We start from the raw sequence: 18,424 nt of genomic DNA, 5'->3' as shown, positions 1-18,424 counted from the left end.
GCAGCCAAAACTGCCAAGCCCTCCTAGCCGCCGCTCGTTCGGCCTTCCGCATTGTCATCTCCGCCGTATGAACCGCCGCCATATCCATATGGCGCGCTGTATCCATATGAACCGGGGCCGGCACCAAATCCGCGATAGACCGTTACGGGGGCGCTTCCCTCATACCGCGCGTGAGAGGACATGATCCGTCGATGCTTGCTGGCAGCGCTATGCCCGTCTTTGGCCTGCGCGGTCCAGCTCGCAGTGCCGGCGATCAGTAAAACGGCGCCCAACAGAATGAATTTATTCATCACATTTTTCCTTGGTCAACGAGCCCCGCGACCTCAGATGCGCACGCTTGGCTCTCAAGGTAGCGCCAATCACGCGTAGTTGAATTTCGGCTTGCGGTACCCCGTCCTGCATGGACAGCGGCGGCGAGACCCATTGGAGCCATTTGCCCATTCGCCCCGGGCCTGGGGGGCAGTGTCACACCGCTGACATTTGCATCGGTCCATAACCGTGAACCCATTCGATACAAGCGGAGCTGCCATGACCGAACATTCCCTCGACGACGCGCAAGCAATCCACGACCGCATTCGTGCAGAGATGCTGGACGGCTTCGACGAAGAACTCGAGCTCGAGATCGATGACGATCGTCTCGACGCGCTGACCAACGAAATGTCCGACCACAGCCCGGCGGAGACCATCGAGCGACGCCTCTATTTCAAGGAACTGTTCCGCCTGCAGGGCGAATTGGTGAAGTTGCAGAGCTGGGTGCAGCAGAACAAGCTCAAGGTCGTGGTGATCTTCGAGGGTCGCGATTCCGCTGGCAAGGGTGGCGTCATCAAGCGGATCACCCAGCGGCTCAATCCACGCGTCTGCCGCGTTGCCGCACTCCCCGCGCCGAATGAGCGCGAACGCACCCAATGGTACTTCCAGCGTTACGTCTCGCACCTCCCCGCCGGCGGCGAGATCGTGCTGTTCGATCGTAGCTGGTACAACCGCGCCGGCGTCGAGCGCGTGATGGGTTTCTGCACCGAGGATGACGTGGAGGAATTCTTCCGCTCGGTGCCGGAATTCGAACGCATGCTGGTGCGCTCGGGCATCATCCTGGTCAAATACTGGTTCTCGATCACCGATGAAGCGCAGCACCTGCGCTTCTCGATGCGCATCGCCGATCCGCTCAAGCAGTGGAAGCTCAGCCCGATGGATGTCGAGGCGCGCACCCGCTGGGAGCAATACACCAAGGCAAAGGAAGCGATGCTCGAGCATACGCATATTCCGGAAGCCCCGTGGCATGTGGTGCAGGCCGTCGACAAGAAGAAGGCCCGCCTGAACTGCATCGCGCATCTGCTCGAACAGCTTCCCTATCAGGAGGTCGAGCATCCGCCTGTGGTCCTGCCTGCACGCGTACGCAATCCCGACTATCACCGCACGCCGGTGCCAGCCGAAATGTATGTGCCGGAGCGGTACTAGCCCCACAGTCGGCAGATCGCGTAACGTTTTCGGGCAGGCCGAGCCTAACGCAACCGCAATATTCTTTTGAATAAAAGTCATCCGACGCCCACGAAGAGGGCGTCGGATGACGTCGTGCAGATTTTACCGCGATTTATCCGACAGACACGCTCGCGCGACATACAAACCAATGTATAGTCCTGCTGCATCTTATTGCTGCTTTTGAAATGATGACCGTACGCCTATAGTACCGTCGTTGGTCGATGACGAACCATTCGCCATTGCATCATCGAGTCGAGCAAACGGGGGTCTCACTGTGGCAAATCTCAATATCAACGGCGAGCAGAAGTCCTTCGACGCACCAGACGACATGCCCCTGCTCTGGGTGCTGCGCGATATTCTCGGCATGACCGGCACAAAATTCGGCTGCGGCGTTGCGCTATGCGGGGCATGCACCGTGCATGTCGACGGCAAGGCCGTGCGCTCCTGTCTGCTGCCGGTCAGTGCGGTGAGCGGACGCGCCATCACCACAATCGAAGGCGTCGGCACCACACCGGTCGGCGCCAAGGTGCAGAAGGCCTGGCTCGATCTCGAAGTCATTCAATGCGGTTACTGCCAGTCCGGGCAGATCATGTCGGCGGCCGCGCTCCTCGCTTCTACGCCGACCCCCGACGATTCTGACATCGATGCTGCCATGGCCGGAAATATCTGTCGCTGCGGCACCTATGTCCGGGTGCGTGAAGCCATCAAGCATGCTGCCTCCGAACGGCAAACCTAGGAGTCGGCCATGAAACTTGCAGACAACATGCTTGTTGCGGCCAGTCCTGCAAACAAGCCTTCTGGCCTGTCACGGCGCAATCTGCTCGCTGGCGCCTTTGCCGGCGGCTTTATGTTCGCCTTCCAGCTTCCGGTCCGCGCGGCCAATGAGCCGACGCAGCTCCCCGATACAACGGAGGGCAAATTCGCCCCCAACGCGTTCATCCGCATCGACACTACCGGCAAGACGACACTGGTGATGCCGCAAGTCGAGATGGGGCAAGGCATCTATACGGCCATCGCCATGATCCTCGCCGAAGAGCTCGACGCGGATTATGCGCAGATCACGCTGGAACATGCGCCGCCCAGCGACAAGCTCTACGGCAATCCAATTTTCATCATCCAGGCGACCGGCGGATCGACTTCGGTGCGCGCATTCTGGAAACCGCTGCGCAATGCCGGTGCAACCGCGCGTGCGATGCTGGTGCAAGCCGCAGCCGAACAGTGGCAGGTCGAACCTGCGAGCTGCACGGCGTCGAATGGGCAAGTGATGCATGCGGCCAGCGGGCGCAAACTGTCCTATGGCGAGTTGTGCGACGCCGCCGGCAAGCTCACGCCGCCGAAAGAGGTCGCGCTCAAGGACCCGAAAGACTTCTCGGTGATCGGCAAGCCGCTGAAGCGCTTCGACACGCCGGACAAGGTCAACGGCAAGACGATCTACGGTATCGACGCGATGGTGCCGGGCATGACATTCGCGACGCTAGCACAATGCCCGGTGTTCGGCGGCAAACTCGCCAAGGTCGATGACCGCGCGGCGAAGAAGATTCCGGGCGTGCGGCAGATCGTGGTGCTCGACGACCTCGTGGCCGTGGTCGGCGATCACATGTGGGCCGCCAGGTCCGGGCTCGAAGCGCTCGATATCACCTGGGACGAAGGGCCCAACGCCAAGATCAGTTCGAAGGACATCTGGGCGCATTTGCGCACGGCCAGCGAGACGGACGGCGTAATCGCCAAATCCGTCGGCGACATCGCCAAGGGTCTCGCCACCGGCGAACGGATCGACGCGTCCTACGAGATGCCGTTCCTTGCGCACGCGACCATGGAGCCCTTGAATTGCACGGTGCACTTCAAGGGAGATTCCTGCGAGGTCTGGACGGGCACGCAGATCATGTCGCGGGTGCAATCCGAGGCTGCCAAGGCCGCGGGCTTGCCGATCGACAAGGTGACGGTCAACCAGCACATGATCGGCGGTGGCTTTGGCCGCAGGCTTGAGCCTGACATGGTGGTGACGGCGGTGCGCATCGCCAAACAAGTCAATGGACCGGTCAAGGTTGTGTGGACCCGCGAAGAGGACATCCAGCACGACATTTATCGCCCAGTCTATCGCGACAACATTTCGGCGACACTGTCGAACGGCAAAGTGGTCGGCTTCAAGTACAAGATCGCAGGCTCGGCCGTGATCGCGCGTTGGCTGCCGCCTGCGTTCCAGAAGGGCATCGACATCGACGCCATCGATAGTGCTGCGGACCAGCCCTACGACTTCCCGCATTTCCAGTGTGAATATGTCCGTGTCGAACCGCCGGCGGTGCCAACCGGTTTCTGGCGCGGCGTCGGCCCGAACAATAACGTGTTCGCGATCGAGAGCTTCATGGATGAGCTCGCTCGCAAGGCCGGCAAGGATCCCGTCGTGTTCCGGCGTGAATTGCTCGGCAAGGCACCACGGATGCTGGCGGCCCTCAATCTCGCGGCAGAGAAGGCCAACTGGGGTCAGCCACTGCCAGCGCGCGTCGGACGCGGCGTGAGCATCCAGCCCACCTTCGATACCTCGATCGCGACCGTGGTCGAAGCGGAGATCGATTCACAGGGAGAAATTCGTCTGCGGCAGGTCAACGTGGCGGTCGACACCGGCATCGCTGTCAATCCTGACACCATCGTGGCGCAGATCGAAGGCGGCATCGTGTTCGGCCTCACCGCCGCGCTCTATGGCGATATCACCATCGAGAAGGGACGCGTGCAGCAGTCCAATTTCCATGACTACCGCATGCTTCGGATCGACCAGATGCCGAAAATCAATGTCCACCTCATCAAGAGCGGCGAAGCACCCGGCGGCATAGGCGAGTGCGGCGTGATCGGTGGCCCGCCGGCGCTGCGCAATGCGATCTATGCCGCGACTGGCGTTGCGCTGCGGAGGATGCCAATCGACCGCGATGCGATCGCCGAAAGGAAGAAGTCATGACGCCCGCCGCACGTCGCATTCTCGGCAGCGTCATTGTGATCGGTGTTGTGGCTGCAGCCGGCGCCGCGCTCTATGTGCGCGGTCCCGGACCGATGTCGTTCTCTGGTGGGCCGAAAGTGGCGCTGGCGGACTACACGGGCGCCAATCCGACCGGCGTTCCCGCCAACATGACCAACGCCAGCCCGATCGAGCGCGGTGAATATCTCGCGCGTGCGGCGGATTGCATGGTCTGCCACACTGCACCCGGCGGAAAGGAATATGCCGGCGGCTTCGCATTCAAACTGCCGTTCGGCACGCTGTATTCGACCAACATCACGCCGGACAAAGAGACAGGCATCGGCAGCTACACCGATCAGCAGTTTCTCGACGCCGTTCGAAGCGGCAAGCGCCACGACGGCGCCCGGCTCTATCCGGCGATGCCCTATACGTCCTACACTTACATGACCGACGCGGACACGCTCGCGGTCAAGGCCTATCTGTTCAGCCTCGCACCGGTGCGCGCGGCACCGCCTGAGAATACGCTGGCCTTTCCGTTCAATCAGCGCTGGGCGATGACATTCTGGTCAGCATTGTTCAATCCGGATACGCGCTTCGAGCCCGATACGTCGCAAAGCCCGGAATGGAACAGGGGCGCCTATCTCGTCGAGGCGCTGGCGCATTGCGGCGAATGCCACACGCCGCGCAATCTCGGCTTCGCGCTCGACAACCGCAAGAAATTTGCTGGCGCCCTAACCGCCGGATGGCGGGCCTTCAATATCACCTCGGACAAGACGACAGGCCTTGGCAGCTGGAGCGACGACGATGTCGTTTCCTATCTGTCGATCGGACATGCCAAAGGTCACGGCACCGCTTCGGGGCCGATGGGCGAAGCGGTGGACCACAGTTTCAGCAAGATGGCGCCGACGGATATCAAGGCGATGGTCGCATTCCTGCGCACAGTGCCGGCGCTGCCCTCGCCTGATCTGCCCGCGAAACTCGCGCCACCCGCACCGCCCTCGCACAGGGACGGCATGACAGCGAACGCGCTTGGCAAGACGGTCTTCCAGGGCGCCTGCGTGAGCTGCCATGGCTGGACAGGCGAGAGCGCACTCTCGCCCATGGCCACGCTGACTGGCGCGTGGGCCGTTAACGATCCCGGCGCGACGAACGTCGCACAGATCGTGATCTCCGGCACCAAGCGGCATACGCCGCAAGGCGCACTCTCGATGCCAGCTTTCGGCAAGAGCCATTCAGATACGGAGATCGCGGCTGTCGCGAATTACGTGACCGCGCGCTTCGGCCGCAAGGGATCGCAGATCACGGCAAGCGATGTCGCGGATCTGCGCAAGCAGACGGAGCAGTAGACCGAACTAGTTCAGCCAGAACTCGGGCACGGCCTGCGACAGCCGGCCACCGAGCCGCACCGGCGCGATGCGCGAGGCGAGTCCGGTCTTGTCATCGGTTTCGACCGCAACGCCCGACAAGGTCGCCGGGCCGAAGGCGGGCTCGAAACGGCCGGAGGGAATGCCGGTCGTGAAGCGCCTGACAGGCTCTTCCTTCTGCATGCCGATCACGGAATCATAGTCGCCGGTCATGCCGGCATCGGTCATGTAAGCTGTGCCGCCGGACAGGATTTGATGATCGGCGGTCGGCACATGAGTATGCGTGCCGACGACGAGGCTCACGCGGCCATCGCAGAAGTAACCCATGCCCTGCTTTTCGCTCGAGGCTTCGCCATGGAAATCCACCACGATGGCGTCCGCGGCTTCCACCAGCGGACAGGCATCGATCTCCTTGCCGACAGCGCTGAACGGATCGTTGAGCGGCTCCATGAAGACGCGGCCCATGGCATTGATCACCAGCGCACGCGCACCGTTCTTGGTGTCGATCAGCGCAGCACCACGGCCCGGGGTGTGGCGCGGGAAGTTCAATGGACGGATCAGACGCGGCGCGCGTTCGATGAACACCAGCGCCTCTTTCTGATTCCAGGCGTGATTGCCGAGGGTCACAGCATCGGCGCCGGCGTCGATAAGATCATTATAGATCGTCTCGGTGATACCGAAGCCACCGGCAGCGTTCTCGCCATTGATGATGACAAGATCGAGCTTCCAATCGCGGATCAGGCCCGGCAGTTTTTCGAGGATCACCACGCGGCCGGTTTTGCCGACCACGTCGCCGATGAAGAGAATACGCAAGTCAGATGCTCCGAAAATCGATCGTCCGGGTTTCGGTTAGCACATAATCCAGCGCCACGTCGTGTGGTTGCATGGGAATGGCCTCGATTTCCTGGGTGTCGAAGGCCACGCCCACGGCGATAAATGGCTTGATGGCGTGCAGTTGCGCGAAGGTGCGATCGTAATGCCCCGCGCCATAGCCAATGCGGTGGCCGGCGTGGTCGAATGCCGCGAGTGGTACCAGCAGGATATCGGGAATCAGTGGTGGCGCTTCCGGTGCTGGTTCCGGAATGCCCAGTGAACCGCGCACCAGCGCATCGCTTGGGCTCCAGAGCCGGAACATCAGGGGCTCATCACGGGCGATGATCACCGGCAGCGCCAGTCGCGCACCCTGGGCGGCGAGATGCTGCATCAGAGGGATCGGATCGATCTCGCTGCGGATGGGAGAATAGCCGGCGACGATGCTACCGGCCCTGACAGGGAAAGGCAGCCCACGCGCTGCGATGGCTTGCGCGGCTGCCGACCGTTCGGCCTCGCTCAGCGCCGTGCGGCGTGCCAGCGCGGCGATGCGGAGCTCAATCTTTGTCGGAGTGGGCGGCGTGTCGGACATGCCGTACGATATGCTGTCCGCAAAGCCTGCGGAAGCGCAGGACCGGTCTTCGCGATCATCTTTGGCGAGCGAGGCCAAGATTGCACGGCAAACGCCACGCAAAGGGCCTCCCCCATCAAGAAAGTGAAAGTGCGAAGCCACGATGGCCGTTGAAGCACTCGATCCCGGAGCACCTACGAAAGTAGGTGGGCACCATGTGACCAGGTCCACGGACCTGGTCAGGGACAGTTCCCTGAAGGATCGATAAGGCCCCGGGGATATATGGCTCCTGACGCGCGACGCAGCCTCGCCTGAGCAATGTAGGGGTTATGAGACGGATGCGCCAGTGCCCGCTTGGCATCAAAGCCTGCGTTATCCAATAGCAACACCGCCGCCGATGGTGCGGTTGAGCACCTGGGTGGTCTTCTCGATCCGCTCTGCCGCAGCATTCAGGGCCGCGGCAACCGCCGTCTGCGTCGCCCGTGCGCGATCCGCGGCGACAACGCGCACATCGCGCAATGCGGCGAGTTCTTCCTGCAGGGCACGGATCTGCTGATTGGCATCGACCAGTTCGTCGGCAATGGTCAGCGCCGCCATCACCGTCAACCGCGCATCGCCGATCTCACCGAATTTGCCACGCAGGTTTTCGACGCGGGATTCAAGACTTTCCGCCAGCCGCAGCAGGCGGCTCTCCTGCCCCTCCTCGCAGGCCATGCGATATTGCCGGCCATTGATTGTAACGTTGACGTGGCTCATCTCGCTTTACTCATGCGCATTATCAGTCGCCAGCACCGCACGGATGGTGCCAATGGCGGTGTCGAGCTTGTCGGCGATCTCGCGGTTAGCACGCTCCAGCCGGCGCGATTTCACCAGCGTGCCATCAAGCTCATCCGCCAGCCGGGACCGGTCGGCACCAAGCGCCTGAATGCGGGTGGCCAGCTCATCCTCGTCGCGATCCGCCTCACGACGGCGCTCGACCGCACTTTCCAGAGCATCCAGCGCCGCCATCAACCGCCGCGTGGCAGCGTCGATCTCGGCCGCAGCGCCATTGGCGGGATCGGAGGCTGTGAGATGGGCGGGGCGTTCGATCATACTGGGTTACGCGGACCTTGGGTGTGATGCGACCGGAGCTCAAAAACCACGGCTCCGCAAGCCTTTAGGCCCTGAAACTTAGGTTGCAAGCGAGCCGGACGCAACAAAGCTTAAAAGCTATGCACCGCAAAGCCGACAAAAACCGCCGGTAGATATCCACAGACCAGAACTGTCCGGGAGACCTTGGACTCCCAGGAACCCAGATGCTATCCACCAGTTTCTCCTAAGCGATCCCAACATCTCGCTGCAGACCGCCCCTCTTGCGGACGCAGAATATTCCATTCCCTTCAATTTAAACGGAAACCGACATGGCGCAGGTTGATCACTCGAAAATGGCCAACGCGATTCGTGCCCTCGCCATGGACGGCGTGGAAAAGGCCAAATCCGGTCACCCTGGGCTGCCGATGGGCGCCGCCGACGTCGCCACCGTGCTGTTCACACAGTTCCTTAAATTTGACGCAGCCGATCCGAAGTGGCCGGATCGCGATCGCTTCATCCTCTCGGCCGGCCACGGCTCGATGCTCCTCTATGCCCTGCTCTATCTGACGGGCAACAAGGAGATGACGCTCGACCAGCTGAAGAACTTCCGCCAGCTGCATTCCAAAACGCCGGGTCATCCCGAGAATTTCCACACCTCAGGCGTCGAGACCACCACGGGTCCGCTCGGTCAGGGCATCGCCACCTCCGTTGGCTTCGCGCTCGCCGAGCGCATGCTCGCCGCCGAATATGGCGATATCGTCGATCACTACACTTACGTGCTGTGCTCCGATGGTGACCTGATGGAAGGTGTCAGCCACGAAGCTCTGGCCATGGCCGGTCATCTCAAGCTGTCGAAGCTGATCTTCCTCTATGACGACAACGGCATTTCCATCGACGGTCCGCTGTCGCTTGCCGACAGCGTCGATCAGGTCGCACGCTTCAAGGCCCATGGCTGGAATGCCGTGCATGTCGATGGCCACGACCAGGCCGCCATCGCCGCAGCGATCAAGCAGGCGCAGGCCTCCGACCGTCCGTCGATGATCGCCTGCAAGACCAAGATTGGCTTTGGCGCACCGACCCGCGCTGGTACCTCGAAGGCCCACGGCGAACCGCTCGGCGCGGAAGAACTTGCAGGCGCCAAGAAGGCACTGGACTGGAATTACGGCCCGTTCGAGGTGCCCGATGATATCCTGCAGGCCTGGCGCAACGTCGGCAAGCAGGGCGCATCGGCGCATGCGGACTGGCAGAAGCGTTTCGATGCCCTTCCGGACGACAAGCGCAGCGAGTTCACCCGCCGCAACGATCACGTTCGACCGACAGCCATGGCGGACGCGATCCTCACGCTGAAGAAGAAGCTGATCGCCGAGCCGCAGACCGTCGCGACCCGCAAGGCGAGCGAACTCGCGCTCGAAGCGCTGGTGCAGGTCGTGCCGGAAATGGTCATCGGTTCGGCCGATCTCACGCCATCGAACAACACACGCACCAAGGGCGCCATCGAAGTGAAGCCCGGCGAATTCAAGGGTCGCTACATCCACTACGGCATTCGCGAAATGGGCATGGCCGCAGCCATGAACGGCATCGCGCTGCATGGCGGCTTCATCCCGGCCGGCGCGACCTTCATGTGCTTCACCGACTATGCGCGACCGGCGATGCGCATCTCGGCGCTGGCGCAGATCCCGGTCATCTACATCATGACCCATGACTCGATCGGTCTCGGCGAAGACGGCCCGACCCACCAGCCGGTGGAGCATCTGGCCGCGATGCGCGCGATGCCGAACATGCGCGTATTCCGCCCCGCGGACACGGTCGAGACTGCCGAATGCTGGCAGCTCGCCATGGAGAAGACCAACGGCCCAACCATGCTGGCCCTGTCGCGCCAGAACCTGACGCCGGTGCGCACCACGCATCACGACGACAATCTCTGCGCCGCTGGCGGCTATGAGTTGATCGCGGCCAAGGGCAAAGCCGCCGTGTCGATCTTCGCCTCGGGTTCGGAAGTCGAGATCGCCGTCGCAGCGCAGAAGCAACTGGCCGACAAGGGCATCGCGACCCGGGTCGTATCGGTCCCCTCGCTCGAACTGCTGCTGGAGCAGCCTGAAGAGCGCCAGAAGGCCATCATCGGCGACGCGCCGATCAAGATCGCCGTCGAAGCCGCGGTCCGGTTCGGCTGGGATGCCGTGATCGGACACGATGGCACCTTCATCGGCATGAAGGGCTTCGGCTCGAGCGCGCCGGCCAAGGAGCTTTACAAGCTGTTCGGCATCACGGCCGAGGCCGTGGTCGAGGCTGCAACCAGCAAGCACAACGCGGCTTAACTCTATCGGAACGCTGGTAAATTTGACACATTGCACCAGCGTTCCATTCAGGGCATGAAACGCCCGTCACACGTCACTATATGAAGGCCCTCACGCGAGGTTTGAGCCTAATAAAAGGGAGAAGTTGAATGGCAGTCCGGGTTTCGATCAACGGTTTTGGCCGCATCGGCCGCAACGTCCTGCGGGCGATCTACGAGTCCAAGCGCACCGACATCGAAGTCGTCGCCATCAACGATCTGGGTCCGGTTGAAACCAACGCCCACCTGTTGCGCTTCGACAGCGTGCATGGCCGCTTCCCCGGCGACGTCACCGTCGACGGCGACAGCATCCAGCTTGGCAACGGCAACAAGATCAAAGTCACTGCGGTGCGCGATCCGAACACGCTGCCGTGGAAGGATCTCGGCATCGATATCGCGCTCGAATGCACCGGCATCTTCAGCGCCAAGGCGAAGGCGACGTCGCATCTGACCGCAGGCGCCAAGCGCGTGCTGGTTTCGGCTCCGTCCGATGGTGCTGATGCCACGATCGTCTACGGCGTCAACCACAAGACCCTGACCAAGGAGCATCTGGTCGTTTCCAACGGTTCGTGCACCACCAACTGCCTGGCGCCTGTCGCCAAGGTGCTGAACGAGACCGTCGGTATCGAAACCGGCTTCATGACTACGATCCACGCTTACACCGGCGACCAGCCGACGCTGGACACGCTGCATAGCGATCTCTATCGCGGCCGCGCCGCTGCGATGTCGATGATTCCGACCTCGACCGGCGCCGCGAAGGCCATCGGCCTTGTGATGCCCGAACTGGCCGGCAAGCTCGATGGCGTTTCGATCCGCGTGCCGACCCCGAACGTCTCGGTGGTCGATCTCAAGATCATCGCCAAGAGGAGCACCACCAAGGAAGAGATCAACGAAGCGATCAAGAAGGCTGCGGCCGGCGAGCTGAAGGGCGTGCTCGGCACCACTTCGCACCCGAACGTGTCGATCGACTTCAATCACGATCCGCATTCGTCGACCTTCGCCTTCGACCAGACCAAGGTGCAGAACGGCACGCTGGTGCGCGTGCTCTCCTGGTACGACAACGAGTGGGGCTTCTCCAACCGCATGGCCGATACCGCCGTCGCGATGGGCAAGCTGCTCTAAGGCAAGAGCGTTATCCCGGGCGCAGCATAAGACGCCGCGTCCGGGAGCCAACGAATGTAGCGGTCCCCGCTTCGCGGCGCGCCGCTGTGCGCTGACCTGCGTTTGGGACACAACATCATGACCAATTCTTTCCGCACCCTCGACGACGTCGATGTGAAGGGCAAACGCGTTCTCGTGCGCGTCGATCTCAACGTGCCCATGGATGGTGGCAAGGTTACCGACGCAACGCGTCTCGAACGTATCGCGCCGACCATCACCGAAATGTCCGACAAGGGCGGCAAAGTAATCCTGCTCGCGCATTTCGGCCGCCCCAAGGGCCGCGACGACAAGAACTCGCTGAAGCCCGTGGCTGCGGCACTTGCCGATGTGATCAAGAAGCCGGTTGCCTTTGCCGACGACTGCGTTGGCGACGTCGCAGCCAAGGCCGTTGGCGCCATGAAGGACGGCGACATTCTCTGCCTTGAGAACACGCGCTTCCATTCCGCTGAGGAGAAGAACGATCCGGCTTTCGTCGCCGAACTCGCCAAGCTTGGCGATATCTGGGTCAACGATGCATTCTCGGCTGCACATCGCGCCCACGCCTCCACCGAAGGCCTCGGCCACAAGTTACCCGCCTATGCCGGCCGCACCATGCAGGCCGAGTTGGACGCCCTCGGCAAGGCGCTGGACGCGCCGACCAAGCCGGTGATCGCCATCGTCGGCGGCGCCAAGGTGTCCTCGAAGATCGACCTCCTCGAAAACCTCGTCACCAAGGTCGATGCGCTCGTGATCGGCGGCGGCATGGCCAACACCTTCCTGCATGCGCAGGGTGTCAAGGTCGGCAAGTCGCTGTGCGAGAAAGATCTCGCCGCCACCGCGCTGCGGATCATCGACAAGGCCGAAGCCTCCGGCTGCGCCATCATCCTGCCGGTGGACGCCATCGTCGCATTCCACTTCGCCGCCAACACACCGTCTCACGCCTACGGCCTCGATGCGATCCCAGATGAGGGCATGATCCTCGATGTCGGTCCGCAGTCGATCGAACGCATCAACGCAGCGATCGACGATGCCGCCACGCTGGTCTGGAATGGCCCGGTCGGCGCGTTTGAAATGACGCCGTTCGATCGCGGCACAGTCTCTGGGGCCAAACACGCAGCGGCGCGCACCAAGGCGAAGAAGCTGATTTCAGTAGCCGGCGGCGGCGACACGGTGGCCGCGCTCAATCACGCCGGCGTCGCCGATGACTTCTCCTACATCTCGACCGCCGGCGGCGCTTTCCTCGAATGGATGGAAGGCAAGCCGCTGCCGGGTGTGGAAGTGTTGAAGAAGTAGCAGCGGTAAATTTTTGCCCGCAAGACTTGTGGGCGCCGCAATGTTTATGGTATGTTCTTTCTCTGAGCGAGAATGTGCAAACAGCAATGTTCGAGATCCTGAAGAAAATTCAGGGTGATGTTGCTGCGTTTCGCGGGGCGGCCGATAAACGTTTCGAGCAAGTCGATAGCCGTCTGGAGCGCGTCGAGACGTTAGTGCGCAAACAACGCCGTGATGGCGCTGCGATGCTGGTCATGATGCGTTCAGCAGCCGGTGATTTCGAAGAGCGGCTTGCAGCCGTAGAGCAGCAGATCGCTTTGCTAGACGCCAGCGAGCACTGACGTTCGGAAATACTAACGCGTTGGGAATTCCATTAGCTGGAACGCTGGGCCATCGTGGCGATTAACGTCGGCTGTATGCGCGACTGATGGCGTCTTGGATTCGCCGTCTCCTCGCGCTAAGAGCCATATATCCCTCGGCGCGGCGTTTGCGCCTGTCCCAATTTACAAGGAGCTTCCTGCATGGCCCGTATTACGTTGCGTCAACTGCTCGATCACGCGGCAGAACACGATTACGGAGTGCCGGCCTTCAACATCAACAATATGGAGCAGGCCCTGGCCATCATGGACGCGGCCAACTCCGTCGATGCGCCCGTGATCATCCAGGCCTCCCGCGGCGCCCGCTCCTATGCCAACGACATCATGCTCAAGCACATGATGGACGCAGTCACCGAAATCTATCCGCACATTCCCGTCTGCGTGCATCTCGATCACGGCAACGAAGCTGCAACCTGCATGACCGCAATCCAGGCCGGATTCACCTCGGTGATGATGGATGGTTCGCTGAAAGCGGACGGCAAGACGGCGGCGGACTGGGACTACAATGTCGGCGTGACCAAGACTGTGACCGACATGGCGCATCTTGGCGGCATCTCGGTGGAAGGCGAGCTCGGCGTGCTCGGCTCGCTGGAGAGCGGCATGGGCGAAGCCGAAGACGGCCACGGCGCCGAGGGCCAGCTCAGCCATGACCAGTTGCTGACCAATCCCGACGAGGCCGTGAAGTTCGTGAAGGAGACGCAGGTCGACGCGCTGGCGATTGCCATGGGCACTTCGCACGGCGCCTACAAGTTCACCCGCAAGCCAGACGGCGACATTCTCGCCATGAACGTGATCGAGGAAATCCACCGCAAGCTGCCGAACACCCATCTGGTGATGCACGGCTCGTCCTCGGTCCCGCAGGACCTGCAGGACATCATCAACAAGTTCGGCGGCCAGATGAAGCCGACCTGGGGCGTCCCGGTGTCGGAAATCCAGCGCGGCATCAAGCACGGCGTCCGCAAGATCAACATCGACACCGACAACCGGATGGCCATGACCGGCCAGATCCGCAAGGTGCTGAGCGAGAACCCCAGCGAATTCGACCCGCGCAAATATCTGAAGCCGGCGATGGAAGCGATGGTCAAGCTCTGCAAGCAGCGCCTGCAGGAATTCAATACCGCCGGCCAGGCCAGCAAGATCAAAAAGGTGCTGACCACAGCCGAAATGGCCAAGCGCTATGCATCGGGCGAGCTGAACGCGAAGATCGCCTGAGCCCAAACTGTCAATTGACTGCCATTCAGCCTGCCATACAGCCTATGGCAGGCTGAATTTTTGCCGGAATCGGATGCGGACGGGCTCATTGGCCGGCCAGATGCTCGGATTTTGCCCGAGAACGGTCTAGATTGACCTGCAGGACTAGCCCGCTCAGGACATGCCCATGAATCTCGCCGAACTCAACAAAATCGCCCGCGCCATGACCGCGCCGGGCAAGGGCTTGCTTGCCGCAGATGAATCGTCAGGCACGATCAAGAAGCGCTTCGATGCGATCAGCGTCGAGTCGACCGAGGACAGCCGCCGCGATTATCGTGAAATGCTGTTTCGCTCGCGCGAGGCGATGAGCAGCTACATTTCCGGCGTGATCCTCTACGACGAGACCATCTGGCAAAACGCCAAGGATGGCACGCCGCTGGTGCGGCTTATCGAGGAAGCCGGCGCCATTCCCGGCATCAAGGTCGATGAGGGCACGCAGGCCTTGCCGAACTGTCCCGGTGAACTCGTCACAGCAGGCCTCGACAAGCTCGCCGAGCGTCTTGCCAAATATTACGCGCGCGGCGCGCGCTTCGCAAAGTGGCGCGCGGTGATCGATATCGGTGCCGGGATTCCCTCGATGACCGCAATCTCCGTCAACGCGCACGCGCTCGCCCGCTATGCCGCGCTATGCCAGGCCGCACAGATCGTCCCGATCGTCGAGCCTGAAGTGCTGATGGACGGCGATCACGACATCGACCGCTGCGTCGAGGTGACACAGCGCGTACTCAACAAGACGTTCCAGGAATTGCGGGTCCAACGGGTCGCGCTGGAAGGCATGATCCTGAAGCCGAACATGGCGGTCTCTGGCAAGAAGTCGAAGACGCAGGCTGGTGTGGCTGAAGTGGCTGAGAAGACCGTGCGCATGCTGAAGAACTGCGTGCCCGCATCGGTGCCCGGCATCGCATTCCTCTCCGGCGGCCAATCGGATGAGGATGCAACCGCGCATCTCGACGCCATGAACAGGATCGGCGGCCTGCCCTGGCCACTGACATTCTCCTATGGCCGCGCGCTTCAGGCAGCGCCGCAAAAGGCATGGTCCGGCAAAGCCAACAATGTGCCCGCCGGTCAGCAGGCCTTCACCCATCGTGCACACATGAATTCACTCGCCAGCAAGGGCGAGTGGACGACTGATCAAGAACAGAAGGCGCTATAATCTTGGCTTCCAAACCCGTCCCGCCGCCGCCGATGCCGCGCCTCTATCTCGCGACTCCCGTCGTCGAGGATCCATCAGCGCTGGCCGCGAACCTGCCTGCTCTTCTTGAGAAAGCAGATGTCGCTGCCGTCCTGGTGCGACTGGCGACGACCGACCAGCGCACCATGATCACGCGCATCAAGGCGCTGGCGCCTGTCATCCAGACCAACGGCGCCGCGATGCTGGTCGAAGGCAATGTCGAGCTCGTCGCACGCGGCGGCGCCGATGGCGCGCATCTGCCCGGTCTCGCTCCCCTGCAGGATGCACTCCCCACGCTGAAGCCTGATCGCATTGCAGGCTGCGGCGGATTGTCGACGCGCCATAATGCGATGGCAGCGGGCGAGGCCGGCGCCGATTACGTGTTGTTCGGCGAACCCGACCCGAACGGCCAGCGCCCATCGGCTGACGCCATTGTCGAGCGCCTTCAGTGGTGGGCCGAATTGTTCGAACCGCCTTGCGTAGGCTTTGCCACAACGCTCGATGAGGCCAGGGAATTCGCAGCTGCCGGCGCTGACTTCGTGCTGGTCGGCGACGTCATCTGGAACGACGCGCGCGGCGCTGCTGCAGCCTTGATGGACGCAGAGAAGGCAATCCAGCAGGGATACGCGACGCTCGTCTCGGGGCAGTCCAAGGTCGAACAGGAATAACGCCGGAATGAAAATTCTGCGTTCCCTCACTGTAATTGCCGGCTGCCTGACCTGGGCAGCCAGCGCGACCGCGCAGATTTCGCTGACACCGCCGGGGGTGCAAACGCCGCCACCGGCTGCAAGCAAGGCAGCGCCAAAAAAGGCGCCGGCACCGGCGAAAGCGCCGACAGCAGCGAAGAAAGCTCCTACGCCGCCTGCTGAAAAGCCCGCGCAGCCTGCAGAAGCTACACCAACCGACCCCAATGCCGATCTGGTCTATGGCGCCTATCAGCGCGGTCAGTACAAGACCGCTTTCGACCTCGCCAGCAAGCGCGCGCAGGAGAACAACGACCCGAAGGCGATGACCATGCTTGGTGAACTCTATGCCAATGCATTGGGCGTCAAACGCGACTATGCGAAAGCTGCAGAATGGTATCAGCGCGCGTCGGAGCGCGGCGACCGCGAGGCCATGTTCGCGCTGGCGATGCTGCGACTGTCGGATCGCGGCAATGTCGGCAAACGCGATGAGGCCGTGAAGCTGCTGGCGTCCTCCGCCAAACTCGGCAATCCCAAGGCCGCCTATAATCTGGCGTTGCTCTATCTCGATGGGCAGACGCTGCCACAGGACGTCAAGCGCTCGGCCGAACTGCTCCGCGTTGCCGCCGATGCAGGTAACCCCGAAGCGCAATACGCGCTGGCGACGTTCTACAAGGAAGGCACCGGCGTCGAGAAAAGCATCGACAAGGCGGTCCGCCTGCTCCAGGCGGCATCCCTGGCCGACAATGTCGACGCCGAGGTCGAATATGCCATTGCGCTTTATAACGGCACGGGAACCCCCAAGAACGAGGCTGCGGCCATTGCCCTGCTTCGTAAGGCCTCCAAACAGAACAGCCCGATCGCCCAGAACCGCCTCGCCCGGGTACTGGCGCTCCGCACCAATACAGATGACCGGCTGGAAGGTCTGAAATGGCACATCGTCGCCAAAACCGCCGGAAAGGGGGACCTGATGCTCGACGAGCTTCTGGCCCAGGCTACCCCCGAGGAAAAGACCAAGGCCCAGGAAGCCGCCAAGAAGTGGCTGGGCACGACCCAGAAATGACCCCTGAAGCGATCTTGCCTTGACGGGATGCCGCCCGCAGGGCACCCATCGCCCCAGCAACCCCCAATCAGACCTGCCGTCAGGTCGTCGTGAGACGAACGCATGATCAATTCAGCCCTTATGAACGTGATGGTGAAAGCCGCGCGCCGCGCCGGCCGCAGCCTGAAGCGCGACCTCGGCGAGATCGAGAACCTGCAGGTCTCGATGAAGGGACCCGCCAATTTCGTCAGCCTCGCCGACAAGCGGGCCGAGGAGATGCTCTATACGGACCTCAACAAGGCCCGCCCGGGCTATGGCTTCCTCGGCGAGGAAGGCGGCAACCGCGAGGGTACTGACAAGAGCCATACCTGGATCGTCGATCCGCTCGATGGCACCACCAACTTCCTGCACGGCATCCCGCAATTCGCAGTCTCGATCGGTCTGGCGCGCGAAGGTCAGGTGATTGCCGGCCTGATCTACAATCCGGCAAATGACGAGCTCTATATGGCCGAGAAGGGCTCGGGCGCGTTCCTCAACGACACCCGCCTGCGCGTCGCCGGCCGCAAGCAGCTCAACGAATGCGTCATCGCCTGCGGCCTGCCGCATATCGGCCGCGGCGACTTCGAATTGTCACGCAACGAAATGGCCGCGTTGCAGCCAAAGGTCGCGGGCCTGCGCCGCTTCGGCGCGGCCTCGCTCGATCTGGCTTTCGTGGCAGCCGGTCGCCTCGATGGCTATTGGGAGCGCAACCTGCAGCCTTGGGACGTCGCTGCGGGCCTGATCCTGATCAAGGAAGCCGGCGGCACTGTCGGCGATATCAATGGCGGTGATGTGCTGACGACCGGCAACGTCGTTGCCGGCAACGAGTTCGTCCACGACGCTCTGACGAGGATCCTGCGGCCGCTGACAAAGTAAGA

The 18,424-nt window shown here is 62.1% G+C and carries 17 protein-coding genes and 1 other RNA gene; 13 read left to right on the top strand and 5 right to left on the bottom strand.

Features of this window, described 5'->3' with window-relative positions:
* The first annotated feature begins 528 nt into the window (after positions 1-528).
* The 4 genes from ppk2 to AB7951_RS05665 all read left to right on the top strand — a co-directional run bounded on the left by ppk2 (position 529) and on the right by AB7951_RS05665 (position 5,769).
* Positions 529-1,455: a polyphosphate kinase 2 gene (gene ppk2 / locus AB7951_RS05680; RefSeq protein ID WP_092144861.1), complete on the top strand. Its 927-nt coding sequence runs from the start codon at positions 529-531 to the stop codon at positions 1,453-1,455.
* A gap of 295 nt (positions 1,456-1,750) precedes the next feature.
* Positions 1,751-2,212 carry a (2Fe-2S)-binding protein gene (locus AB7951_RS05675; protein ID WP_199712107.1) on the top strand — a complete coding sequence of 154 codons (462 nt, stop codon included), beginning with the start codon at positions 1,751-1,753 and terminating at the stop codon, positions 2,210-2,212.
* Between the two features lie 9 nt (positions 2,213-2,221).
* Positions 2,222-4,426: a xanthine dehydrogenase family protein molybdopterin-binding subunit gene (locus AB7951_RS05670; RefSeq protein ID WP_439062740.1), complete on the top strand. Its 2,205-nt coding sequence runs from the start codon at positions 2,222-2,224 to the stop codon at positions 4,424-4,426.
* The gene (locus AB7951_RS05665) at positions 4,423-5,769 is read left to right on the top strand and encodes a c-type cytochrome (protein ID WP_120291697.1); all 1,347 of its coding nucleotides are present in this window, start codon (positions 4,423-4,425) and stop codon (positions 5,767-5,769) included. Before AB7951_RS05670 ends, AB7951_RS05665 begins: the two co-directional genes overlap by 4 nt.
* Positions 5,770-5,775: 6 nt before the next feature.
* Here AB7951_RS05665 and AB7951_RS05660 read toward each other — a convergent pair whose 3' ends face one another.
* The 5 genes from AB7951_RS05660 to AB7951_RS05640 all read right to left on the bottom strand — a co-directional run bounded on the left by AB7951_RS05660 (position 5,776) and on the right by AB7951_RS05640 (position 8,260).
* Positions 5,776-6,600, bottom strand: a complete 825-nt coding sequence (locus AB7951_RS05660) for a TIGR00282 family metallophosphoesterase (RefSeq protein WP_120291699.1) — start codon at positions 6,598-6,600, stop codon at positions 5,776-5,778.
* A 1-nt stretch (position 6,601) separates the two neighbouring features.
* On the bottom strand, positions 6,602-7,189 hold the full coding sequence (locus AB7951_RS05655) for a 5-formyltetrahydrofolate cyclo-ligase (protein ID WP_120291921.1): 588 nt from the start codon (positions 7,187-7,189) through the stop codon (positions 6,602-6,604).
* Positions 7,190-7,319: 130 nt separating this feature from the next.
* Positions 7,320-7,479: non-coding RNA, 6S RNA (ssrS, locus tag AB7951_RS05650), on the bottom strand.
* A gap of 61 nt (positions 7,480-7,540) precedes the next feature.
* The gene (locus tag AB7951_RS05645; protein WP_120291701.1) at positions 7,541-7,924 is read right to left on the bottom strand and encodes a cell division protein ZapA; all 384 of its coding nucleotides are present in this window, start codon (positions 7,922-7,924) and stop codon (positions 7,541-7,543) included.
* Positions 7,925-7,930: 6 nt separating this feature from the next.
* Positions 7,931-8,260: a DUF4164 domain-containing protein gene (locus tag AB7951_RS05640; RefSeq protein WP_120291703.1), complete on the bottom strand. Its 330-nt coding sequence runs from the start codon at positions 8,258-8,260 to the stop codon at positions 7,931-7,933.
* A gap of 308 nt (positions 8,261-8,568) precedes the next feature.
* Here AB7951_RS05640 and tkt point away from each other — a divergent pair, with 308 nt between their 5' ends.
* From tkt to AB7951_RS05595, 9 genes are all read left to right on the top strand, one after another.
* Positions 8,569-10,554, top strand: a complete 1,986-nt coding sequence (gene tkt / locus AB7951_RS05635) for a transketolase (protein ID WP_120291705.1) — start codon at positions 8,569-8,571, stop codon at positions 10,552-10,554.
* A 128-nt stretch (positions 10,555-10,682) separates the two neighbouring features.
* Positions 10,683-11,693, top strand: coding sequence for a type I glyceraldehyde-3-phosphate dehydrogenase (gene gap, locus AB7951_RS05630; RefSeq protein ID WP_092144873.1), 1,011 nt, complete (start codon positions 10,683-10,685; stop codon positions 11,691-11,693).
* Positions 11,694-11,810: 117 nt separating this feature from the next.
* Positions 11,811-13,004, top strand: a complete 1,194-nt coding sequence (locus tag AB7951_RS05625; RefSeq protein WP_120291707.1) for a phosphoglycerate kinase — start codon at positions 11,811-11,813, stop codon at positions 13,002-13,004.
* An 86-nt stretch (positions 13,005-13,090) separates the two neighbouring features.
* Entirely contained in the window at positions 13,091-13,324 is a 234-nt protein-coding gene (locus AB7951_RS05620; RefSeq protein ID WP_120291709.1) for a hypothetical protein, read from the top strand.
* Between the two features lie 180 nt (positions 13,325-13,504).
* The gene (gene fba / locus AB7951_RS05615) at positions 13,505-14,572 is read left to right on the top strand and encodes a class II fructose-bisphosphate aldolase (RefSeq protein WP_093756799.1); all 1,068 of its coding nucleotides are present in this window, start codon (positions 13,505-13,507) and stop codon (positions 14,570-14,572) included.
* A 166-nt stretch (positions 14,573-14,738) separates the two neighbouring features.
* Positions 14,739-15,764 carry a class I fructose-bisphosphate aldolase gene (locus AB7951_RS05610; RefSeq protein ID WP_120291711.1) on the top strand — a complete coding sequence of 342 codons (1,026 nt, stop codon included), beginning with the start codon at positions 14,739-14,741 and terminating at the stop codon, positions 15,762-15,764.
* 2 nt (positions 15,765-15,766) lie between these two features.
* Positions 15,767-16,450: a thiamine phosphate synthase gene (locus tag AB7951_RS05605; protein ID WP_120291713.1), complete on the top strand. Its 684-nt coding sequence runs from the start codon at positions 15,767-15,769 to the stop codon at positions 16,448-16,450.
* A 7-nt stretch (positions 16,451-16,457) separates the two neighbouring features.
* Positions 16,458-17,528, top strand: coding sequence for a tetratricopeptide repeat protein (locus tag AB7951_RS05600; RefSeq protein ID WP_120291715.1), 1,071 nt, complete (start codon positions 16,458-16,460; stop codon positions 17,526-17,528).
* A 102-nt stretch (positions 17,529-17,630) separates the two neighbouring features.
* Complete coding sequence (locus AB7951_RS05595; protein WP_120291717.1) at positions 17,631-18,422, top strand: inositol monophosphatase family protein; 792 nt, start codon at positions 17,631-17,633, stop codon at positions 18,420-18,422.
* Positions 18,423-18,424: the final 2 nt, after the last annotated feature.

Source organism: Tardiphaga sp. 285_C5_N1_2 (assembly GCF_052076065.1).
Taxonomy (GTDB): Bacteria; Pseudomonadota; Alphaproteobacteria; order Rhizobiales; family Xanthobacteraceae; genus Tardiphaga; species Tardiphaga robiniae.
The sequence above is the reverse complement of the archived record's forward strand: the minus strand, read 5'-3'. Positions and strand labels throughout refer to the sequence as shown.

Coding starts and splice junctions, on each gene's coding strand:
- ppk2 (WP_092144861.1), top strand. CDS start 529: ATGACCGAACATTCCCTCGACGACGCGCAAGCAATCCACGACCGCATT.
- AB7951_RS05670 (WP_439062740.1), top strand. CDS start 2,222: ATGAAACTTGCAGACAACATGCTTGTTGCGGCCAGTCCTGCAAACAAG.
- AB7951_RS05665 (WP_120291697.1), top strand. CDS start 4,423: ATGACGCCCGCCGCACGTCGCATTCTCGGCAGCGTCATTGTGATCGGT.
- AB7951_RS05655 (WP_120291921.1), bottom strand. CDS start 7,189: ATGTCCGACACGCCGCCCACTCCGACAAAGATTGAGCTCCGCATCGCC.
- AB7951_RS05645 (WP_120291701.1), bottom strand. CDS start 7,924: ATGAGCCACGTCAACGTTACAATCAATGGCCGGCAATATCGCATGGCC.
- AB7951_RS05640 (WP_120291703.1), bottom strand. CDS start 8,260: ATGATCGAACGCCCCGCCCATCTCACAGCCTCCGATCCCGCCAATGGC.
- tkt (WP_120291705.1), top strand. CDS start 8,569: ATGGCGCAGGTTGATCACTCGAAAATGGCCAACGCGATTCGTGCCCTC.
- gap (WP_092144873.1), top strand. CDS start 10,683: ATGGCAGTCCGGGTTTCGATCAACGGTTTTGGCCGCATCGGCCGCAAC.
- AB7951_RS05625 (WP_120291707.1), top strand. CDS start 11,811: ATGACCAATTCTTTCCGCACCCTCGACGACGTCGATGTGAAGGGCAAA.
- AB7951_RS05620 (WP_120291709.1), top strand. CDS start 13,091: ATGTTCGAGATCCTGAAGAAAATTCAGGGTGATGTTGCTGCGTTTCGC.
- fba (WP_093756799.1), top strand. CDS start 13,505: ATGGCCCGTATTACGTTGCGTCAACTGCTCGATCACGCGGCAGAACAC.
- AB7951_RS05610 (WP_120291711.1), top strand. CDS start 14,739: ATGAATCTCGCCGAACTCAACAAAATCGCCCGCGCCATGACCGCGCCG.
- AB7951_RS05600 (WP_120291715.1), top strand. CDS start 16,458: ATGAAAATTCTGCGTTCCCTCACTGTAATTGCCGGCTGCCTGACCTGG.
- AB7951_RS05595 (WP_120291717.1), top strand. CDS start 17,631: ATGATCAATTCAGCCCTTATGAACGTGATGGTGAAAGCCGCGCGCCGC.